This window comes from Agrobacterium sp. K11, assembly GCF_059429395.1.
On sequence record NZ_JCAHRB010000007.1, the window covers coordinates 218,288 to 236,163 of the forward strand.

Consider the following 17,876-nt stretch of genomic DNA (forward strand, 5'->3'; position numbering starts at 1 on the left):
GAATGTGGGAGGAACCGGATGTGCCTTATCCCCGCGGAAATTCCAGGCCCATTTCGCGGAAACGTTCGGGGTCGTCGCCCCAGTTTTCGCGAACCTTGACGAACAGGAAGAGGTGGACCGGCTGTTCGAGGATTTCAGACAGTTCCTTGCGCGAGGCGGTGGAGATCGCCTTGATCGCGTCGCCGTTCTTGCCGAGAGCGATCTTCTTCTGGCTGTCGCGCTCGACATAGATCACCTGCTCGATGCGCACGGAGCCGTCCTTGCGCTCTTCCCACTTCTCCGTCTCGACATGCGAGGCGTAGGGAAGCTCCTGATGCAGACGCAGGAACAGCTTTTCGCGGGTGATTTCGGCGGCGAGCTGGCGCATCGGAAGATCGGAAATCTGGTCTTCCGGATAATACCACGGACCTTCCGGCAGGGTATCGACCAGATAATCCATCAGGTCTTCGCAGCCCGAGCCGTTGGTGGCCGAAATCATGAAGGTCCGGTCGAAGGTCACGTGCTCATTGGCGGCGGCAGCAAGCTTCAGCAGGTCTTCGCGCTTCACCTGGTCGATCTTGTTGAGGCAGAGGATTTTCTTCTGCGGAACATCCTTCAGCCCCTCGAGAATCGCTTCCGCGTCACCCTTCAGGCCGCGTTCGCTGTCGATCAGCAGCAGGATGAGATCCGCATCCTTCGCTCCGCCCCAGGCCGAGGTGACCATGGCACGGTCGAGCCTGCGGCGCGGCTTGAAGATGCCGGGCGTGTCCATGAAAACAATCTGCGCATTTTTGTGAATGGCGATGCCGCGCATCACCGCGCGCGTCGTCTGTACCTTGTGGCTGACGATCGAAACTTTTGCACCCACCAACCTGTTGACCAGCGTCGACTTGCCGGCATTGGTCGGGCCGATGAGAGCCACGAAGCCGGAGCGGGTCGGAAGGGCGATGTCTTCGCCGGCAACGGCGGGGTTTTCGTGATCGGTCATGATATCCATTCAAGGTCTGAGGTATTCAACATGCGGCCATAAGGCTCGCCATGCGCTCGATTTTAGCGCCACTATCTTTCGGGCGCTCAGTTCTAGGTGGAGCTTTTCTGCCAGACGCCTTCGCGTTCCAGCAATCTGGTTGCTGCCACCTGTTCGGCTGCGCGCTTGGAACGCTCGACGCCGGTTTCCGGCTTCACGCCGGGAATTTCCACCGTCACGGTGAAGCTGGGATCGTGATCCGGTCCGGAGCGATCGTCAACCCGATAAGCGGGCGTAACCGCAAATCTGGCATGCGCCCATTCCTGCAATTCAGTCTTGGCATCGCGCCGTCCGGCATCCACGCGCGTTGCGCGGCCCTGCCAGTATTTCAGAATGAACTTGCGGGATGCTTCCAGACCACCATCCAGATAGAGAGTGGCGATCAGGCTTTCGACCACATCGGCGCGCACGTTCAGCATCGCCTTGCCGGTCAGCCTCTTCACATCCGATCCGGTGCGAATGAAATTATGCAGGCCCATTTCGTCGCCGATAGCGGCGCAGGATTCGGCGCTGACAAGCTGGTTGAGGCGAACCGAAAGCTCACCTTCGCTGGCGGTGCGGAAGGTGGAGAACAACAGCTCGGCAACACAAAGGCCGAGAACGCGGTCGCCCAAAAACTCCAGCCGCTCGTAATTGCCCGCCGCAGCGGAACGGGCACTCGCATGGGTCAAGGCCCGGTCGAGCCGGGCCTTTTCCTTGAATTCATATCCGATCAACGCTTCGAGACGGGAAATCTCCGCAATCGACAGCGGCTTGGTCTTGCTCATCCCACAACCTTGAAGAGACGGTCCCAGCGCATGTTGGACGGCCAGTCCCAAATGCGGCTGAACGGCGTGTCATTGCCCAGCGAGAAGAAGATGACGCTGGCGCGGCCGATCAGGTTTTCTTCCGGCACGAAACCGACATCGAAACGGCTGTCGAGCGAGTTGTCGCGATTATCGCCCATCATGAAATAATGGCCTTCCGGCACCAGGAATTCGCGGGTGTTGTCGCCGCGCGAATCGGGCGACTGGTCGAGCGTGTCGAAGGTGACGCCATTATCGAGCGTTTCGCGGAACACCGGTACATTGGCGCCCGGATCGGCACGGTAATCGGAGGTGAAGGTGCCATCAGGCTGCTTCGGAACCGGCTGGCCGTTGATGAACAGCACGCCGTTCGTCACCTGGATGCGGTCACCGGGCAAGCCGACGAGACGCTTGATGTAATCGACTTCAGGATTGGGCGGCAGGCGGAAGACCACGACATCGCCGCGCTTGGGCTTGCTGAATTCGAGGATACGGCCGGAAAACAGGTTCGGCGAAAAGGGCAGCGAATATTTCGAGTAGCCGTAGGAGAACTTGTTGACGAAAAGATAGTCGCCTACCAGCAGCGTCGGCATCATCGAACCTGAAGGGATCGTGAAGGGCTGAAACAGCACGGTGCGGATGACCATGGCCAGCAGCAGCGCCTGAATGATGACCTTGACGTTTTCCCAGAGGGCGTTCTGCTTCTTTTCAGCTTTTTCGGACACTTAAAGACCTGCCTGATTGTTTACCGGTTCCTGCGATTTGACGGAGGCGTCCGGGCCGTTGTTGCTCGCGACTGCGGCGGGGTGAAGCAATTTTTCACGCAGCCAGCGACGCTTTCATATTTCTGCGACTTCTCTAGAACCTTTCCAGCCGGAAGGGAAGCGCTTCTGTCATACGCCTGCAAATAGGCCGCCAATGCGGCAGCCGCCGGTCTCAGTCGCTCACGGGAAGCGCCTCGATAATCACAAATGCCTGAGCGTAAGGGTAATCGTCCGTGATGGTCAGATGGATATTGGCGCGGTGACCGGCGGGCAGCATGGCCGCCAGCCTTTCTGCGGCACCGTTGGTGAGCGCCATGGTCGGCTTGCCGCCCGGCAGATTGACGACCCCCATGTCCTTCCAGAAAACGCCGTTCGCAAGGCCGGTTCCGAGCGCCTTGGAGCAGGCTTCCTTGGCGGCGAAACGCTTGGCGTAGGATGCCGCGCGGTTCTTGCGGCCATCGGACTTGGCGCGCTCGATATCGGTGAAACAGCGGTGCGTGAAACGTTCACCGAAACGGGTGAGCGAGTGTTCGACGCGGCGGATATCGATCAGGTCGCTGCCCAATCCAAGGATCATTTCAACATCTCCAGAGACGCGTTTTTATTGGCGGCGCGATGCGCGAGATTTTCCATCTTGCGGCGCTGGAAACCGCTGATAAGGCTGTAGACGGTGATATAGGCGATGACCGCGCTCACGGCCGCGGGCAGAAGCGCACCTACGGTCATGGGTTCCAGCACCGGCCTCCATATCTGCCGGAATTCGAGGTGGCTGAACAGCGCAACGAAATCCACATGCGCAACCCCCGCCTCCTTCTGTCGTCCGAGCAGGAAATGCCCGAGTTCCCAGGTGGACGCCCAGATGAACGGAAATGTCAGGGGATTGGCGAAGGTGGTGCCGAGTGCTGCCGCAACGAGATTGACGCGCATGAGGAAACCGAGCGCCATGGCGATAATGATATGCACGCCGAGAAACGGTGTCCACGCCACGCCGATACCGAGCGCGACACCGGCGGCAATCGAATGCGGAGACGCAGACAACCGCAGGAGACGCAGCTTCATATAGCGCAGCGAACGGGTAAATCCCGTGCGCGGCCAAAAGAGGTCACGAATCTTCTCTGAAAAACCAACGGGTTCACGGCGGCGAAACGGCATAAGGGCAGTCTATTTCATCGCTCCGGCTGAGCCAAGAGCATCGTATACGACACGGGGATTTCTTTTGCAGGCACATTTTCCCGTTATTCCGGCCTTTAGCTGGAATTCCGCCCACATCCCGTGGCATCACCAGAGAATACGAACCTTGCCGAACACTCTGACGTCATCCCCAGGCTTGTCCCGAAGATTTGCAAACGACTGATTGAATGCAAGGTTATCATATCCCTGCGACGAGCCAAGGATGACGTCGAGGAAACAAGCACCTCTCGCCATCAAATTCGTTTTAAAAGCAGCGTGTCCTATCATTTGGACCGGACAGCGGTGAACGCCCGTTCGTAGCGCGCATTCACACAGCCTTACGAGACACGAGAAGGAGCTGACCGACAACGGCCACCACCTTCCAAGTCCCATACGCATGGCGAACGGCTGCCATGCGCTGAGTGCATTACCGGCGGAACAGGCCGCGGTCGATTTCGCGCTGGCGGAACTCGAGGTCGACATTCGACACGGAGCCGCTGAGATATTCGAATTCGCGTTCCTGGGTCGTCTTGCCGCGAACTGCACGAGCGATCTTGCGAAGCGGAGTAAACATGATTTCATGTCCTTTCAGTTTGGAAATGGCGTTTCTCATCGGGGTAGGACCACCGGCACGCCGCGTTTTCCATTTTTCAATTTCTGAAAGGAAGATAGTCGCAAACCACATGCGCGACCAGAGACAGTAAAAGGCCGCTGCCATGCACTAAATGCATAACAGCGGCCTTTTGGAATGTGCGAATGATCAAAAATGCCTCAATCGAAGGCACGTTTGACCGTGGATACGCAATCGAGGTCTTTCAGCTGCGACAGCAGCTGGTTGAGTTGCCGCAAATCCCAGACTTCGACATCCAGCGCCAGTTCGGAGAAATCCGTGCCGATGCGGACCATATTCAGGGCGCGTATGTTGACATCCAGCGTCGCGATCGATTGCGCCACGGAGGCGAGCGTGCCGGGTTCGTTCAGCGCGTTGATCATTACCCGCGCCATGAAGCGCGACTTGTTCGCCTCATCAAGATCCCAGCGGACATCAATCCAGCGCTCCGGCTCATCGTCGAAACGCTGCAGCGCCGGCGCCTGAATGGGATAGATGGTGATGCCCTTGCCTTTTTCCATGATGCCGACGATGCGATCGCCCGGAACGGCGCCGGCGGCACCAAAATGCACATCGACATTGCCGGAAAGGCCACGGATGGGCAGCGGGTCCGGTCCATCGAGCATTTCGGCTGCGCCATCGTCTTCCAGAACGGAGCGCGACTTTCCGGGGATCTTGAAGACCATACCGGAAGCGCTGCGCATGTTGAACCAGCCGTCGTCGCCGGTCATCTTCACCGTCACGCGCTCGTCCTGATAATCCGGATAGACTGCACGCAGCACGTCGAGCGAGGAGACCTCGCCGCGCCCGACGGCGGCGATAGCGTCTTCCACATCCTTCTGCGCCAGACGATGCAGCACGGGTTTTAGCGCGTCACGCGAGAAGGCCTTGCCGGCACGTTCGAAAGTGCGCTCCAGAATACGGTAACCGAGACCCGAATATTGCTTGCGAATGGCCATGCGCGTGGCGCGGCGGATGGCCGAGCGGGCCTTGCCCGTCACCACCACCTCTTCCCATGCGGCGGGCGGAACCTGCACGCCGGAGCGGATGATCTCCACCTCGTCGCCGTTGTTGAGCCGGGTTACAAGCGGCATGATCCGGCCGTTGATCTTGGCGCCAACCGTGGTGTCACCGATATTGGTGTGCACCGCATAGGCGAAATCGATGGGAGTCGCGCCGCGCGGCAGCGCAATCAGCTTGCCCTTGGGCGTGAAGCAGAACACCTGGTCCTGGAACAGTTCCAGCTTGGTGTGTTCGAGGAATTCTTCCGGGCTGTCGCCTTCTGCCAGCGATTCGATGGTGTGGCGCAGCCAGGAATAGGCGTTGCTCTCCGGCGAGAGCAGATCGCCCTCCCCGTTTTCGCCGTCCTTATAGAGCGCATGGGCGGCAATGCCGAATTCGGCGATTTCGTGCATGCGCTTGGTGCGCAGCTGCAATTCGATACGCTGGCGCGAAGGGCCAACGATCGTGGTGTGGATGGAACGATAGTCGTTCTGCTTCGGCGTGGAGATATAGTCCTTGAAGCGGCCGGGTACCACGCGCCAGCGGGTGTGGACGATGCCGAGCGCGCGGTAACAGGAGGGAATATCGTCCACCAGAATGCGGAAGCCGTAGACGTCGGACAGCTGCTCGAAAGAGAGCGATTTCGACTGCATCTTGCGGAACACCGAATAGGGCTTCTTCTGACGCCCCTTGACGCTGGCGCCGAGAAGGCCGTTCGCCACGAGAAGCTCGCGCAGCTCGTCCTCGATCTTCTTGATGAGCCCTTCGTTGCGCGTTTCCAGTTCCTGAAGGCGGTTGGTCACCGTCTCATAGGCTTCCGGATTGAGGTAACGGAAGGACAGGTCCTCCAGCTCGTCGCGCATGTCCTGCATGCCCATGCGGCCGGCCAGCGGCGCATAGATTTCCATGGTTTCTTCGGAAATGCGGCTGCGTTTGTCCGCCGGCATATATTCCATGGTGCGCATGTTGTGCAGGCGGTCGGCCAGCTTCACCAGAAGAACGCGCACGTCGTCGGAAATGGCAAGCAGCAGCTTGCGCAGGTTTTCGGCCTGCTTGGCCTTGCGCGTGACGAGATCGAGTTTCTTGAGCTTGGTCAGCCCCTCCACCAGTCTGCCGATATCCTCGCCGAACAGCTCGTCGATTTCAGCGCGGGTAGCGGTGGTGTCCTCGATCGTATCGTGCAGCAGCGCCACAGCGATGGTCGATTCGTCGAGATGCATTTCCGTCAGGATGGCGGCAACTTCCAGCGGATGCGAGATATAGGGGTCGCCATTGGCCCGCTTTTGCTGGCCATGTTTCTGCATTGCATAAACATAGGCCTTGTTCAGCAGGGCCTCATTCGCATCCGGTTTATATTTTTGAACCCGCTCAACGAGTTCGTATTGCCGCATCATGCGATATTCCACAAAAAGAAAGCGCGCCAACCTTGGGGTCGGCGCACAATGCTGCATCAATAGGGATCAGATTATGACGGCAAATATTGACAGACGGTAACCACCGCCTGCCAATGGCGTCATAAAGTCAGATCAATAGTCGTCATTTTTTTCCGGCGGCACAAGGCCTTCGATACCGGCCAGCAGTTCTTCTTCCGACATCTGGTCGAAAGTAACGGTTTCCGGCTGGTCGTCCTCTTCGCCATCGGCAGTAGCGGAGGCTGCGAGCGTAACCGGATCGGGCTCGGGCTCGTCCACTTCCACATGCTTCTGCAGCGAATGGATGAGATCTTCCTTGAGGTCGTCGGGCGAGAGCATCTCGTCGGCGATTTCGCGCAGAGCGACGACCGGGTTCTTGTCGTTATCGCGGTCAACCGTGATGGACGAGCCCTGGGAAATCTGGCGCGCACGGTGGCTGGCGAGAAGGACCAGCTCGAAACGGTTGTCTACTTTATCAATGCAATCTTCAACTGTGACGCGGGCCATTGCCTGTCCTTTGCGAGTCGTAATGTCGTGGATCAGAGCGCCGTGCTTTCTTGAGGATGCACAAGGGATGCTCTAACCTATTGAATCTGCGCTTCGTGCCTTGCGAAAAACGCTTTGGATTCCTCGCGACGAAGCCTTCCAGCTTCCGATACAGCCATTAGCCGCGGAATTCAAGTTTTTCCTGTCTTTGGCGTCTTTTGGCACCTTATTGCCCTTGTTTGGCGTCTGATGAACAAAATGTCTAGAAGAATTGTCTTGGAATACGGGTGAAGTTACCTTACTTAAAACGCAACGGCGCTACGCAAAATTCGTTGATACGACATGATTTTTCGCATTTGCGACCGGAAATAAAAGCCAGATAATGGCCTTTCCAAAAAAGGAATGGGATGGAATGTTCGATCCACGGGAGAAAATTGCGCTCTTTATAGATGGAGCCAATCTTTATGCAGCATCTAAAAGCCTGGGGTTCGATATCGACTATCGCAAGCTTCTTAAGGCGTTTCAGAAGCGCGGATACCTGCTGCGCGCCTACTATTACACCGCATTGATCGAGGATCAGGAATATTCCTCGATCCGCCCTCTGATCGACTGGCTGGATTATAACGGCTACAAGGTCGTGACGAAGCCGGCGAAGGAATTCACCGACGCGCTCGGTCGCCGCAAGATCAAAGGCAACATGGATATCGAACTTGCTGTCGATGCCATGGAACAGTCAGAGACCGTCGATCATCTGGTTCTGTTTTCCGGTGACGGCGACTTCACCAAGCTGGTGGACGCGCTTCAGCGCAAGGGCCGCAAGGTTTCCGTGGTGTCCACCATGGCAACGCAGCCCGCAATGATCGCCGACGATCTGCGCAGGCAGGCAGATCACTTCATTGATCTCATGACCTTGAAGGCCGAAATCGGGCGTGACCCGAACGAGCGCCCTGCCCGGCACGTCGAAAGCCCCGAAACGATCTGATCCCGGTTTTTAAGCCGCCGACCTAATGACAACGCGTCCGTCTGCAAGGCGGGCGCGTTTTTGTTTGGCTCCACAACCGTGTATTCCTGCCGGAAAATTCCTCTTAAAATTAACAAACATCAAATTCGGCCAGTCAAAATTATATCTTGGTTAATTTTAGACGTGTCTAAATCACCCAACGGCACCAACGACATGATTTCGGTGTCAAATCAGGATGTTCAGACATGCATGGCCAAGTAAAAACCAATCAACAACTCGACGAAAGACTTAATTTTCTGGGGCTTGGCCAGGAGCAACGGCAAAACCTTTCGGACATGAAGGGCGTCATTACAGGCTCGCTCGACGCCTCTCTTGACCGTTTTTATGCGAAGGCGCGCTCCGTGCCGGAAACGGCGAAGTTCTTTGCAAGCGAAGCACATGTCCAGCATGCCAAAGGCATGCAGATGAAACACTGGGCAAGAATTGCCTCCGGTGCCTTCAACTCGGACTATACCGATGCCGTGACAGCCATCGGCCGTACCCATGCAAGGCTGGGGCTGGAGCCGAGATGGTATATTGGCGGTTACGCGCTGATGCTTGATGGCATCGTCAAAGCCGTCGTCAATTCGGAACTGAAGGGCCTTTTCCAGGAAAAGAAGGCCAAGAAGCTGAACGACGCCCTGACGGTAACGATCAAGGCCGCCCTTCTCGACATGGACTATTCGATCTCCGTCTACCTCGACGTGCTTGCCGCCGAGCGGCTGAAGGTCGAGGAACAACAGGCGCAGATGAAGAAGGAGCAGGAGCACGTTCTCGAACTACTCAACAACGCCCTGAACAAGCTGGCGAATGGCGACCTCACCTCCAGCATCAATGAAAAGACTGCACCGCAATTCGAGGGGCTGATTGCCAATTTCAACGCTGCGGTCGGCAATCTCGCGGGTGCATTCTCGCAGATCGTCGAGGAAGCCAACAAGATATCAGGCAATACGCGCGAACTGACATCGGCTACCGACGACATGGCCCGCAGAACGGAGCAGCAGGCAGCAGCCCTTGAGGAAACCGCCGCCGCCGTGGAGGAAATCACCACCATTTCCAAGCTTTCGGCGCAGCGCTCCGAAGAAGCCAAGGCCATCGTCGAAAGCTCGGCCGCCGAAGCGGCGCGGTCACGGGATGTGGTGACGGAAGCGGTAAAAGCGATGGGCGCCATCGAGGAATCGTCGCAGAAGATCACCCAGATCATTTCCGTCATCGACGAGATTTCGTTCCAGACGAACCTTCTGGCGCTGAATGCCGGTGTGGAAGCCGCGCGTGCCGGTGAAGCTGGCAAGGGTTTTGCCGTCGTCGCCCAGGAAGTGCGCGAGCTGGCACAGCGTTCAGCCAACGCCGCCAAGGAGATCAAGACCCTCATCACCAAATCCTCGGAGGATGTGATGCAGGGCGTATCGCTGGTCAATAAAACCGGGCAATCGCTGAATACGATCGGCAACAAGGTGGATCATATTCAGGAACATATCACCTCACTGACCAAGGCGGCCCAGGAGCAGTCCGTCGGCATTCAGGAAATCAGCGCCGCCATCAACAGCATGGACAATCTGACCCAGAAGAATGCGGCCATGGTGGAAGAAACCAACGCGGCCACGCATAATCTGAGCGATGTCAGCGCCAATCTGGCGGCACTGGTCAGCCGGTTCAGTGTTTCGGCGTCCACGTCCTATGTGGAGCGGACTTATAGGGCGGCGTGAGAGCTGTCTATTCAAGAGGCGAAAGCATCCCCACTCTCATTTCTGTGCTTGTCACAGCAATCTAGCCAGACCAAATCCTTGGGCTGAAAAGAACTCTCTCGCCGCGCGGACGCGCGGCGGCTTGATTCCTGCGACAAGTGCAGGAATGAGGGATGAGCTCTAGGCGTTGTTGCCCTTCAGCAGCCGCGACTTCTGCCGGTTCCAGTCGCGTTCCTTCTCCGTCTCGCGCTTGTCGTGTAGCTTCTTGCCCTTGGCCAGTGCCAGTTCCAGCTTCGCACGGCCCTTTTCGTTGAAATAGACCTTCAGCGGCACCAGCGTCATGCCTTCACGGTTGATGCCGGCGCGCAGACGGTTGATCTCGCGCTTGTTCAGCAGCAACTTGCGACGGCGGCGCGGCTCGTGGTTGAAGCGGTTGGCCTGCAGATATTCCGGCAGGTGGGAATTGATGAGCCAGATTTCATCGCCCTCGTCCGATGCGTAGGACTCGGCGATATTAGCCTTGCCTTCGCGCAGCGCCTTGACCTCGGTGCCGGTCAGCACCAAACCCGCCTCATAGGTGTCGATGATTTCGTAGTTGAAACGAGCCTTGCGGTTTTCCGCAACGATCTTGTTCACCACGCGCTGGCTGCCTTTGGGGGCCATGATATTTCAATCCCTTGTTTTTCTTATTGCGCCTGCGGCTTGTCCGCCACGAGCGGTTTTCACGTTTCTATTTAGTATCGTCGTTACGAAAAGAAAAGGCGCGCGAAACGGCTTCTGTCGCGAAGCAGTCCCATTGCGCGCCTTTCGGGTTTCAGGTGTCCGTCAGTTCATCAGGCCGGCGTGCTTCAGCGCCGCGTCGATTGCCGCTTCCGTTGCCGGTTCCAGCGTGCTCATCAACGGCGAGCGGACCTTGCGGTTGCCGCCACGGGTCTTCGAAAGCGCATATTTTGTGCCGCAGACACCAGGTTCCATAAAGATGGCCCGGTGCAGAGGCATCAGGCGGTCCTGATACTCCAGCGCCTTGGCGTAGTCGCCTGCAAGCATGGCCGCCTGGAATTCAGAACAGAGGCGTGGCGCAACATTGGCGCTGACCGAAATGCAGCCGACGCCGCCATGGGCGTTGAAGCCAAGCGCCGTGCCATCTTCGCCGGACAGCTGGATGAAATCCTTGCCGCAGGAAATCCGCTGTTCGGAGACGCGGTCGAGCTTGCCCGTCGCATCCTTGACGCCGACGATGTTCCTGTGCGCCTTCACAAGCGCACCCATGGTTTCCGGCGACATATCCACCACCGAACGCGGCGGGATGTTATAGATGACGATCGGCAGTTTCACCGCTTCCGCAACTGCGGAAAAATGGGCGAAAAGCCCCTTCTGCGTCGGCTTGTTGTAATAGGGGGTGACCACCAGCAGCGCATCCGCGCCGGCATCCTGCGCGTGCAGGGCAAGTTCGATCGCTTCATCGGTATTGTTGGAGCCAGCGCCCGCGATGACCGGAACCCGTTTCGCCGCTACCTCGATGCACAGCTCGACCACACGTTTGTGCTCGTCATGGGACAGGGTTGGAGATTCCCCCGTCGTGCCCACAGGCACAAGTCCGTTGCTGCCTTCGGCAATCTGCCATTCCACATGGGCGGCAAATGCCTGTTCGTCCACGGCACCATTGTCCGTAAACGGGGTAATGAGGGCGGGAATTGATCCCTTGAACATACAAAGCTCCTGGCGCCGAGCCGGTTCATGCTTCGGCCGCATTCGATGGTTAAAACCGGCACACATTAGTGCCAGCCCTTGGCGCCGACAAGCGCAAAGGCAGCCTATTTTGTCCGAAATTGTCGGAAGTGTGACAGTCGCGGAAGCTCACGCGGCAGGCAAAAAACGAGGCGGTGGAATTTTGCGCCGCTCGCAGACCGGTGAATAAAAGTTGATTGGAGTGCCGAGCGGAAAGTAAGGTTTCGTTAAGCACAGTCTCCGTAGATTCCAGAGCGGGATCTGAGGCGAAACTCATAGGTGCAACGCACTGGCGCATTTCGCAATCCCGCTGCAATGAAACGACAATACAAGAAGGTCGATTGTTTCCGTCCAGTGATGAAGAGCGGTATGAAAAAGACAGTTTGGGGATTGATGGCGGCAGGTCTTGCCGCGACCGTTTGGAACGCGCTGGCCGGCCCCGTGCCGGAAGCTGCCGTGCCGCTTCCCTATGTGAAGCCGAATGCGCCTGCTGTTCCCGCCTTCATGCCGGCCTCGCCCGAAATTACCGGCGCCATACCACGCCTTAACCGGCCTGACGATGCAAGCCAGCTTAAAGCGGGACTGGATGCGCTTTCCAGCCGCGACACGACACGCGCAATCGCCCTTCGCAACGCCATGCAGACAGGCAGTCTCGACCGGCATATTCTTACCTGGGCGATTGCCATTTCCGGGCAGAAGGACGTGCCTTCCGCCGAAATCACTACAGCCCAGAGCGAACTGGCGGGGTGGCCGGGTGCGGCGACGCTGCGCGCCAATTCCGAAAAGGCGCTTTACCGCGAAAATCCACCGGCACCCCAGGTGCTCGCCGCTTTTGGCAGCGGCCGGCCGGAAACAGCCGAGGGCACCGTTGTGCTCGCCAAGGCCCTCACCTCTTCCGGCAAGGCTTTGGAAGCACAACGCCTCATTCGCCAGCTCTGGGTGAGCGAAGGCATGGACAAGGACATGGAAGACCGTGTTCTTGCTGAGTTCCCCACTTATCTGACGCCCGCCGACCACAAGGCGCGGATGGATTATCTGATGTATCGCAGCCGAATCGGCCAGGCGAAACGTTTCGGTGATCTCGGCAAGGCGCAATCGCTCTACAATGCCTGGGCCGCCGTGCTGCAGCGCTCAGGCAATGCCGTGGCGCTGCTGGGCAAGGTTGACGCCAACTTGCGCAGCGACCCTGCTTTTCTCTTCGCGCGCATCGAAAATCTGCGCAACCAGCAGAAATATCCGGAAGCCGCAGCACTTTTAAAGCAGGCGCCGAAGGACACGGCAAAACTCGTCAATCCCGGCGAGTGGTGGAACGAGCGGCGAATCATCGCGCGCGGCGTCGCCGATCTCGGCGATTTTGCCGAAGCCTATCGCATCGTCGCCAATCATTCGGCCACATCAGCCGTCGATGTTGCCGATGCGGAATTCCATGCCGGCTGGTACGCGTTGCGGGCACTGCGCGATCCCGCGACGGCCTCACGCCACTTCAACACCCTTTTGCAGACCTCGAACCGGCCACTTTCCGCCTCGCGGGCTTATTATTGGCTTGGGCGGGCGGCGGAAGTGGGCGGGCCGGGCAACGCCCGCGATTTCTTCACCAAGGCGGCTGCCCATTCCGGCACCTTTTACGGCCAGCTTGCCGCCGCACGAATCGATGCAAAGACGCTGAACGTCACATACCCTGCTCCGAGCGCTGCCGACCGTGAACGCTTTGCTGGCCGCGAAGCGGTGCGGGCCATCGACAGGCTGGAAGCCGCAGGATACGGTTGGCGGGCCGACAGCCTCTACAGGTCATTGGCAGATCAGCTCGACAGCCCGGGCGAGCTTGCCATTCTTGCAGCAAGGGCGGAGGGCAACGGCAACCATCAGGTATCACTGCAAATCGGCAAGACGGCCTTCAGCCGCGGCATCGACGCGGCCGCCCTTGCCTATCCGCTCGGTGTCATTCCCGCCAGTGCCAATATTGCCGGCTCCGGCAAGGCGCTTGCCTATGCCATCGCCCGGCAGGAAAGCGCCTTCAACCCGGCCGCCGTCTCCGCTGCCAATGCCCGCGGACTACTGCAATTGTTGCCGGGAACCGCCAAGGGCGTGGCCGGGCGCCACGGCTTGCCCTACACTCAGGCGATGCTGACCAGCGACGCCGGATATAACGCCACGCTCGGCGCACATTATCTCGGCGAACAGATCGACAGTTTCGGCGGCTCCTACATCCTCACCTTCATCGCCTATAATGCCGGCCCGAAACGTGTGCCGGAATGGATCGCCCGCTATGGCGACCCCCGCGGCAAGCCTATCGACGATGTCGTGGACTGGATCGAGCGCATCCCCTTCCCCGAAACCCGCAATTACGTGCAGCGGGTGATGGAGAATTATCAGGTCTACAAGACGAGGCTGGGGCAACAGGCTGATATTGTCGATGACCTGCGTCATGGGCGGGCGGGATAGAAGACCGGTTCATCAGTTGACTACTGTCAAAATATCGAAGCACCGGCAGGCCCGGTGCTTTTTTTGTTTTCAGGATTTACCGCACTCAAACGAAAAAGCCCGGCTCGAGAGCCGGGCTTTCCATCACTGACAATGTCAGATCAGATTAGAACGAACGCTGAAGGCGAACGAAGCCGGTGACCTGATCGTCAGCGCCATCTTCGTCGTAGTAGTTTGCGGTAACCTTGGTGCTCAGACCTTCGGTGATCTTGTAGTCAACCGTCAGACCAGCGGTCCAGGCATCACGGTCACCAACGAAGTCACCATCAACCGGGTTGACGTCGAGCTTGCTCAGATATTCGAAGCCGGGCGTGATGGTCAGGCGGTCGGTAGCCTTAACAGCATACTCAACAGCAACAGCCCATTCAGACTTTGCGTAGTAAGCGTTGTCACCCGAAGCCCATACACCTGCGAGGCCGAACGTGCCCGGACCAACGTCTGCGAACAGGATGCCGCGCACCGCAACGTTCTCGGCATCGAAGTCGTAGCTGGCAATCAAGTTGGCAGAAACTGCGCCGAACTTGCCGCCGATCATGCCACCGATACCTACGTTGTTATCCGGATCGTAACGAAACTGACCGAACTGGCCTTCAAGCTCGTCAACCGAGATAGCAGCCTGGAAAGAACCTGCATCATAGGTGTACTTGATCGAGTTGAACAGGGTGTTCGTGGACAGAATGTCGGTTTCGCCATTCAGATCGTCGTCCCACCAGCTGTAGAACTTACCGACCTTCAGGCCGCCGAGTTCGATGAAGGCCTGGTCAACGAAAACGCTGGAACCAGAAGCGGTACCGTTGTCGGCATTGCCACGGAAGCCGATGAAGCCACGCAGAGCGCCGAGTTCGGTGTCGGTGCGTGTGTCGATTTCGAACTGAGCGCGCGTGAACGAATCCCAGTCAGACGTGCCGCCAGCAGCGGTGCCTGCGCTTGAACCGTTACCACGATTAAAGTCGGTCTGGAAACGGATGTAACCGCCGAACTTCAGGCAGGTTTCGGTGCCGGGGATGTAGAAGAAGCCGGTGCCGAAAGCGTCGCAAACGCGAACGTATTCCAGGGGCTCAGGCTCAGCAGCGACGATAGCGTCGGCAGCGTGAGCGCCGGATACTGCTGCGAGAGCCGCAGCGGAGCCGATGAGAAGGCTCTTGATGTTCATGGTTGACCTCCAGTCAAACGCTTAATCTTCTAAGCAGCGAGTGGGAAACACAAATCGATGCGTGCCGCTTATGGAGATGATTAGAGCCAAAACCGGCCGGACAGGCAATCGCAATCGTGACAAAAGGAAGACAGTAAGGTGCCCTTAGTTTTGCATTGTTGCGAAATAGCTACAATTCTAATTTCCCCAACTCCAATTCTTAATGAGTCGTTAATTTCTTATTTATTTCACATACTTACGAGGAATGGCAAAATTTCCTCGCGAGCTAGACTCGGCCCGCAAGCAGGATACCGACGCAATCAGGCCACGCGAACTTGTCAAAAGAGCGATTTACAGGGCTGTAGATTCGGACATGCTCAGCGCTCAGAACCGCCTCACCGCCCCGCTTGATATATTGCGCCCAAGCAAGAGATGCTGACGAATCGGCAGCCATGGACGCCGTCTGACGTCAGTCAGAGAAAATGGACTCGGAGACCTGCAATCAATCGTGGCTGACCACCTTTGCAGTGATGCGTCACACGCGCCTTCCGAGGGCAGATTGACAGAAAATGAAAAAGCCCGGCTCGAGAGCCGGGCTTTCCTTCACTGACAATGTCAGATCAGATTAGAACGAACGCTGAAGGCGCACGAAACCGGTAACCTGGTCGTCACGGTTGTCGATGTCAACGTAGTTAACAGCGATCTTCGTGGAGAGGCCCTGGGTGATCTTGTAATCAACCGTCAGACCAGCCTTCCAGCCGTCGTCGTTCGAGAAGTCGTCGAAGGAAACGAGGCCGTAGTTGCCATAGTACTGCGCGCCGGGGGTGATCGTCAGCTTTTCAGTTGCCTTGATGGCATATTCAGCTGCAACTGCCCACTCGGAGACGTTGTAGTAAGCGTTTGCGCCAGAAGCCCAAACACCGGCCAGACCGAGCGTGCCCGGACCAACGTCAGCCGTTGCGATCAGGCGAACGGAGCCGTTTTCGCGGTCGGTGTCGTAGCCGCCGATGAGCTGGAAGGAAGCAGCGCCGAGCTTGGCGCCAACGCCGAGAGCAACACCAACGTTGTTGTCGGATTCGTTGAACGGACCAACAGAGATGCCTTCGAGTTCGTCAACCGAAGCGCCTGCCCAGAACGAGCCAGCGTCGTAGGTGTAACGAATGGAGTTGAACAGAGCGTTGGAAGACAGCTCGTCCGTTTCGCCAGAAAGGCCATCGTCCCACCAGCTGTAGAACTTACCGACCTTCAGGCCGCCGAGTTCGATGAAGGCCTGGTCAACGAAAACGCTGGAACCAGAAGCAGAACCGTTGTCGGCATTGCCACGGAAGCCGATGAAGCCACGCAGAGCACCGAGTTCGGTGTCGGTACGGGTGTCAACTTCGAACTGAGCGCGCGTGAAAGCGTCCCAATCAGACGTGCCGCCATTGTTGGTGCCAGCGCTCGTGCCGTTACCATTCTTGAAGTCTACCTGGAAACGAACGTAGCCCTGGAACTTCAGGCAGGTTTCGGTGCCGGGGATGTAGAAGAAGCCGGTGCCGAAAGCGTCGCAAACGCGAACGTATTCCAGGGGCTCAGGCTCAGCAGCGACGATAGCGTCGGCAGCGTGAGCGCCGGATACTGCTGCGAGAGCCGCAGCGGAGCCGATGAGAAGGCTCTTGATGTTCATGATTGACCTCCAGTCAAAGTTTTTAAGTGGGTCTGGGTACTTTTGCCGAAGGACAGCATTCCCTGCCCCATTCCCGTGTTCTTAGAAGCCAAACGATCCACCGCCTCGCTTCTGGTCGTGAAAATACAAAAGGTTTCGCCGCTTGCAATCGCCAACATCCGATAAAGCGCATTTACATACATGCTTCATTTCGGTTTGTTGCGGAAACAGCACACAGTGGGCACACGGCCCACAGGCGGCTTTACCATGCGTTAAGAAATGACTTGAAAATCCGTTAGTTAGCGCGGTTAACAAGGTCTTTCTAAACTATAGGCCTTTTCAGAGATCCCTTGCCCCGCAGGGGAAGGGCGACGGAAACTTTTGCCCCACTCCCGCCCCACCCTTAGTATGTCACCCCGGTGCGCACAGAGAAACAACAGTGAAACCCGAGCGGTTCGCCGCCGATTCCCCGATCAACGATTCGGCTCGCAGGCTCCGGCACTTCAATTGTTTGGCCGATTGAGTCCGCAAGCGTTACGGGACGAGTCGTGAAACGGCGCGGGATACGAGTGTGTGCCACTTGGGTACAGGGTGCTGTGTAACTGCCTGCAAGAAACGAGGGGCAGAATCGCGTCGGCGCATTAGCTCTCTCCACTATCCTGCGGTTTATCGCTGGGGTCCGGCGTTTCGCGAAACGCGCTGAAGAACGAACTGGCATGCGGGAACGCATGCTTTAGGTGTCTGCTTGGAAGAAGTAGCTTTTTAGGGAGATTTATAATTTCAGGCTTCGTGCCGAAATGGCGGAGAGGATGTCCGCCTAACTCCTGTTCGCAACCGTTCGCCTAAGTCCGTCTCACCTTTGTTTTTCTTGCCTTCCTGATTCTGTGCGTTCACAGTCGTTCACAAACGTTCTCATCTGTAGTGGCCCCCTAAATCCCCGGACACGATCTCCCACTTGTTAAGTGTTAGG

General features: G+C 57.6%; 15 protein-coding genes. 3 read left to right on the plus strand and 12 right to left on the minus strand.

What is annotated here, in order from left to right:
- Window positions 1-25: 25 nt before the first annotated feature.
- The 8 genes from era to rpoZ all read right to left on the minus strand — a co-directional run bounded on the left by era (window position 26) and on the right by rpoZ (window position 7,256).
- The gene (era, locus tag AC5SEO_RS14840) at window positions 26-976 is read right to left on the minus strand and encodes a GTPase Era (RefSeq protein ID WP_013635798.1); all 951 of its coding nucleotides are present in this window, start codon (window positions 974-976) and stop codon (window positions 26-28) included.
- Window positions 977-1,059: 83 nt separating this feature from the next.
- Entirely contained in the window at window positions 1,060-1,773 is a 714-nt protein-coding gene (gene rnc / locus AC5SEO_RS14845) for a ribonuclease III (RefSeq protein ID WP_174068153.1), read from the minus strand.
- Window positions 1,770-2,516 (minus strand): signal peptidase I, encoded by a 747-nt coding sequence (lepB, locus tag AC5SEO_RS14850; RefSeq protein WP_003512243.1) that lies wholly within the window; start codon window positions 2,514-2,516, stop codon window positions 1,770-1,772. Before lepB ends, rnc begins: the two co-directional genes overlap by 4 nt.
- A 211-nt stretch (window positions 2,517-2,727) precedes the next feature.
- Window positions 2,728-3,132: a holo-ACP synthase gene (acpS, locus tag AC5SEO_RS14855; protein ID WP_003512241.1), complete on the minus strand. Its 405-nt coding sequence runs from the start codon at window positions 3,130-3,132 to the stop codon at window positions 2,728-2,730.
- Window positions 3,129-3,707 carry a DUF2062 domain-containing protein gene (locus AC5SEO_RS14860; RefSeq protein WP_003512239.1) on the minus strand — a complete coding sequence of 193 codons (579 nt, stop codon included), beginning with the start codon at window positions 3,705-3,707 and terminating at the stop codon, window positions 3,129-3,131. Before AC5SEO_RS14860 ends, acpS begins: the two co-directional genes overlap by 4 nt.
- 445 nt (window positions 3,708-4,152) lie before the next feature.
- Window positions 4,153-4,299 (minus strand): hypothetical protein, encoded by a 147-nt coding sequence (locus AC5SEO_RS14865; RefSeq protein ID WP_003496944.1) that lies wholly within the window; start codon window positions 4,297-4,299, stop codon window positions 4,153-4,155.
- A 197-nt stretch (window positions 4,300-4,496) separates the two neighbouring features.
- Entirely contained in the window at window positions 4,497-6,731 is a 2,235-nt protein-coding gene (locus AC5SEO_RS14870; protein WP_003512236.1) for a RelA/SpoT family protein, read from the minus strand.
- A gap of 132 nt (window positions 6,732-6,863) precedes the next feature.
- The gene (rpoZ, locus tag AC5SEO_RS14875; RefSeq protein ID WP_003512234.1) at window positions 6,864-7,256 is read right to left on the minus strand and encodes a DNA-directed RNA polymerase subunit omega; all 393 of its coding nucleotides are present in this window, start codon (window positions 7,254-7,256) and stop codon (window positions 6,864-6,866) included.
- Window positions 7,257-7,647: 391 nt separating this feature from the next.
- On the opposite strand from rpoZ, the gene AC5SEO_RS14880 reads away from it, so the two are divergent.
- Window positions 7,648-8,217, plus strand: a complete 570-nt coding sequence (locus AC5SEO_RS14880) for a LabA-like NYN domain-containing protein (RefSeq protein WP_013635795.1) — start codon at window positions 7,648-7,650, stop codon at window positions 8,215-8,217.
- 224 nt (window positions 8,218-8,441) lie between these two features.
- Complete coding sequence (locus tag AC5SEO_RS14885) at window positions 8,442-9,941, plus strand: globin-coupled sensor protein (RefSeq protein ID WP_141193644.1); 1,500 nt, start codon at window positions 8,442-8,444, stop codon at window positions 9,939-9,941.
- 159 nt (window positions 9,942-10,100) lie between these two features.
- On the opposite strand, the gene smpB is transcribed toward AC5SEO_RS14885, so the two are convergent.
- Together smpB and dapA are read right to left on the minus strand one after the other, a co-directional pair.
- Complete coding sequence (gene smpB / locus AC5SEO_RS14890) at window positions 10,101-10,583, minus strand: SsrA-binding protein SmpB (protein WP_003512228.1); 483 nt, start codon at window positions 10,581-10,583, stop codon at window positions 10,101-10,103.
- 162 nt (window positions 10,584-10,745) lie between these two features.
- Window positions 10,746-11,630, minus strand: a complete 885-nt coding sequence (gene dapA / locus AC5SEO_RS14895; RefSeq protein WP_019565353.1) for a 4-hydroxy-tetrahydrodipicolinate synthase — start codon at window positions 11,628-11,630, stop codon at window positions 10,746-10,748.
- 387 nt (window positions 11,631-12,017) lie between these two features.
- On the opposite strand from dapA, the gene AC5SEO_RS14900 reads away from it, so the two are divergent.
- Window positions 12,018-14,090 (plus strand): lytic transglycosylase domain-containing protein, encoded by a 2,073-nt coding sequence (locus AC5SEO_RS14900; RefSeq protein WP_041694347.1) that lies wholly within the window; start codon window positions 12,018-12,020, stop codon window positions 14,088-14,090.
- A 145-nt stretch (window positions 14,091-14,235) separates the two neighbouring features.
- Here the strand turns inward: AC5SEO_RS14900 and AC5SEO_RS14905 are convergent, their stop codons facing one another.
- Window positions 14,236-15,282: a porin gene (locus AC5SEO_RS14905; protein WP_003512223.1), complete on the minus strand. Its 1,047-nt coding sequence runs from the start codon at window positions 15,280-15,282 to the stop codon at window positions 14,236-14,238.
- A gap of 604 nt (window positions 15,283-15,886) precedes the next feature.
- Complete coding sequence (locus tag AC5SEO_RS14910; protein WP_003512221.1) at window positions 15,887-16,927, minus strand: porin; 1,041 nt, start codon at window positions 16,925-16,927, stop codon at window positions 15,887-15,889.
- Between the last annotated feature and the right edge of the window lie 949 nt (window positions 16,928-17,876).

Coding starts and splice junctions, on each gene's coding strand:
- era (WP_013635798.1), bottom strand. CDS start 976: ATGGATATCATGACCGATCACGAAAACCCCGCCGTTGCCGGCGAAGAC.
- rnc (WP_174068153.1), bottom strand. CDS start 1,773: ATGAGCAAGACCAAGCCGCTGTCGATTGCGGAGATTTCCCGTCTCGAA.
- acpS (WP_003512241.1), bottom strand. CDS start 3,132: ATGATCCTTGGATTGGGCAGCGACCTGATCGATATCCGCCGCGTCGAA.
- AC5SEO_RS14860 (WP_003512239.1), bottom strand. CDS start 3,707: ATGCCGTTTCGCCGCCGTGAACCCGTTGGTTTTTCAGAGAAGATTCGT.
- AC5SEO_RS14865 (WP_003496944.1), bottom strand. CDS start 4,299: ATGTTTACTCCGCTTCGCAAGATCGCTCGTGCAGTTCGCGGCAAGACG.
- AC5SEO_RS14870 (WP_003512236.1), bottom strand. CDS start 6,731: ATGATGCGGCAATACGAACTCGTTGAGCGGGTTCAAAAATATAAACCG.
- rpoZ (WP_003512234.1), bottom strand. CDS start 7,256: ATGGCCCGCGTCACAGTTGAAGATTGCATTGATAAAGTAGACAACCGT.
- AC5SEO_RS14880 (WP_013635795.1), top strand. CDS start 7,648: ATGTTCGATCCACGGGAGAAAATTGCGCTCTTTATAGATGGAGCCAAT.
- AC5SEO_RS14885 (WP_141193644.1), top strand. CDS start 8,442: ATGCATGGCCAAGTAAAAACCAATCAACAACTCGACGAAAGACTTAAT.
- smpB (WP_003512228.1), bottom strand. CDS start 10,583: ATGGCCCCCAAAGGCAGCCAGCGCGTGGTGAACAAGATCGTTGCGGAA.
- dapA (WP_019565353.1), bottom strand. CDS start 11,630: ATGTTCAAGGGATCAATTCCCGCCCTCATTACCCCGTTTACGGACAAT.
- AC5SEO_RS14900 (WP_041694347.1), top strand. CDS start 12,018: ATGAAAAAGACAGTTTGGGGATTGATGGCGGCAGGTCTTGCCGCGACC.
- AC5SEO_RS14905 (WP_003512223.1), bottom strand. CDS start 15,282: ATGAACATCAAGAGCCTTCTCATCGGCTCCGCTGCGGCTCTCGCAGCA.
- AC5SEO_RS14910 (WP_003512221.1), bottom strand. CDS start 16,927: ATGAACATCAAGAGCCTTCTCATCGGCTCCGCTGCGGCTCTCGCAGCA.